Genomic DNA, 3111 nt, shown 5'->3' with positions numbered 1-3111 from the left:
GATGTCTCATCCGCCAAAACATCTTCGGCGTTGTAAGGTTAAGCCTCACGGTTCATTAGTACCGGTTAGCTCAACGCATCGCTGCGCTTACACACCCGGCCTATCAACGTCGTCGTCTTCAACGTTCCTTCAGGAGACTTAAAGTCTCAGGGAGAACTCATCTCGGGGCAAGTTTCGTGCTTAGATGCTTTCAGCACTTATCTCTTCCGCATTTAGCTACCGGGCAGTGCCATTGGCATGACAACCCGAACACCAGTGATGCGTCCACTCCGGTCCTCTCGTACTAGGAGCAGCCCCCCTCAGTTCTCCAGCGCCCACGGCAGATAGGGACCGAACTGTCTCACGACGTTCTAAACCCAGCTCGCGTACCACTTTAAATGGCGAACAGCCATACCCTTGGGACCTACTTCAGCCCCAGGATGTGATGAGCCGACATCGAGGTGCCAAACACCGCCGTCGATATGAACTCTTGGGCGGTATCAGCCTGTTATCCCCGGAGTACCTTTTATCCGTTGAGCGATGGCCCTTCCATTCAGAACCACCGGATCACTATGACCTGCTTTCGCACCTGCTCGCGCCGTCACGCTCGCAGTCAAGCTGGCTTATGCCATTGCACTAACCTCCTGATGTCCGACCAGGATTAGCCAACCTTCGTGCTCCTCCGTTACTCTTTAGGAGGAGACCGCCCCAGTCAAACTACCCACCAGACACTGTCCGCAACCCGGATCACGGGTCCACGTTAGAACATCAAACATTAAAGGGTGGTATTTCAAGGTCGGCTCCATGCAGACTGGCGTCCACACTTCAAAGCCTCCCACCTATCCTACACATCAAGGCTCAATGTTCAGTGTCAAGCTATAGTAAAGGTTCACGGGGTCTTTCCGTCTTGCCGCGGGTACACTGCATCTTCACAGCGAGTTCAATTTCACTGAGTCTCGGGTGGAGACAGCCTGGCCATCATTACGCCATTCGTGCAGGTCGGAACTTACCCGACAAGGAATTTCGCTACCTTAGGACCGTTATAGTTACGGCCGCCGTTTACCGGGGCTTCGATCAAGAGCTTCGCTTGCGCTAACCCCATCAATTAACCTTCCGGCACCGGGCAGGCGTCACACCGTATACGTCCACTTTCGTGTTTGCACAGTGCTGTGTTTTTAATAAACAGTTGCAGCCAGCTGGTATCTTCGACTGATTTCAGCTCCATCCGCAAGGGACTTCACCTACGTATCAGCGTGCCTTCTCCCGAAGTTACGGCACCATTTTGCCTAGTTCCTTCACCCGAGTTCTCTCAAGCGCCTTGGTATTCTCTACCTGACCACCTGTGTCGGTTTGGGGTACGATTTGATGTTACCTGATGCTTAGAGGCTTTTCCTGGAAGCAGGGCATTTGTTGCTTCAGCACCGTAGTGCCTCGTCATCACGCCTCAGCCTTAGTTTTCCGGATTTGCCTGGAAAACCAGCCTACACGCTTAAACCGGGACAACCGTCGCCCGGCCAACATAGCCTTCTCCGTCCCCCCTTCGCAGTAACACCAAGTACAGGAATATTAACCTGTTTCCCATCGACTACGCCTTTCGGCCTCGCCTTAGGGGTCGACTCACCCTGCCCCGATTAACGTTGGACAGGAACCCTTGGTCTTCCGGCGAGCGGGCTTTTCACCCGCTTTATCGTTACTTATGTCAGCATTCGCACTTCTGATACCTCCAGCATACCTCACAGTACACCTTCACAGGCTTACAGAACGCTCCCCTACCCAACAACACATAGTGTCGCTGCCGCAGCTTCGGTGCATGGTTTAGCCCCGTTACATCTTCCGCGCAGGCCGACTCGACCAGTGAGCTATTACGCTTTCTTTAAATGATGGCTGCTTCTAAGCCAACATCCTGGCTGTCTGGGCCTTCCCACATCGTTTCCCACTTAACCATGACTTTGGGACCTTAGCTGGCGGTCTGGGTTGTTTCCCTCTTCACGACGGACGTTAGCACCCGCCGTGTGTCTCCCGTGATAACATTCTCCGGTATTCGCAGTTTGCATCGGGTTGGTAAGTCGGGATGACCCCCTTGCCGAAACAGTGCTCTACCCCCGGAGATGAGTTCACGAGGCGCTACCTAAATAGCTTTCGGGGAGAACCAGCTATCTCCCGGTTTGATTGGCCTTTCACCCCCAGCCACAAGTCATCCGCTAATTTTTCAACATTAGTCGGTTCGGTCCTCCAGTTAGTGTTACCCAACCTTCAACCTGCCCATGGCTAGATCACCGGGTTTCGGGTCTATACCCTGCAACTTAACGCCCAGTTAAGACTCGGTTTCCCTTCGGCTCCCCTATTCGGTTAACCTTGCTACAGAATATAAGTCGCTGACCCATTATACAAAAGGTACGCAGTCACCCCATAAAGAGGCTCCCACTGCTTGTACGTACACGGTTTCAGGTTCTTTTTCACTCCCCTCGCCGGGGTTCTTTTCGCCTTTCCCTCACGGTACTGGTTCACTATCGGTCAGTCAGGAGTATTTAGCCTTGGAGGATGGTCCCCCCATATTCAGACAGGATACCACGTGTCCCGCCCTACTCATCGAGCTCACAATATGTGCATTTTTGTGTACGGGGCTGTCACCCTGTATCGCGCGCCTTTCCAGACGCTTCCACTAACACACACACTGATTCAGGCTCTGGGCTGCTCCCCGTTCGCTCGCCGCTACTGGGGGAATCTCGGTTGATTTCTTTTCCTCGGGGTACTTAGATGTTTCAGTTCCCCCGGTTCGCCTCATTAACCTATGGATTCAGTTAATGATAGTGTGACGAATCACACTGGGTTTCCCCATTCGGAAATCGCCGGTTATAACGGTTCATATCACCTTACCGACGCTTATCGCAGATTAGCACGTCCTTCATCGCCTCTGACTGCCAGGGCATCCACCGTGTACGCTTAGTCGCTTAACCTCACAACCCGAAGATGTTTCTTTCGATTCATCATCGTGTTGCGAAAATTTGAGAGACTCACGAACAACTTTCGTTGTTCAGTGTTTCAATTTTCAGCTTGATCCAGATTTTTAAAGAGCAAAACTTCGCAGTGAACCTTTGCAGGTACACTCTGAAGTATTTTTTATTTAATCAC

General features: G+C 52.2%; 1 rRNA gene. It reads right to left on the bottom strand.

The annotated features are described in order from the left end of the window. Positions 1 to 34 precede the first annotated feature (34 nt). Positions 35 to 2936 (bottom strand): 23S ribosomal RNA (locus tag D9597_RS07565). Between the last annotated feature and the right edge of the window lie 175 nt (positions 2937 to 3111).

Origin of the sequence: Escherichia sp. E13S3 (assembly GCF_004212325.1) — a bacterium.
In the GTDB taxonomy this organism is placed as follows: domain Bacteria; phylum Pseudomonadota; class Gammaproteobacteria; order Enterobacterales; family Enterobacteriaceae; genus Escherichia.
Note: the sequence above shows the minus strand (reverse complement) of the source record. Positions and strands in the feature narration are given on the sequence as shown.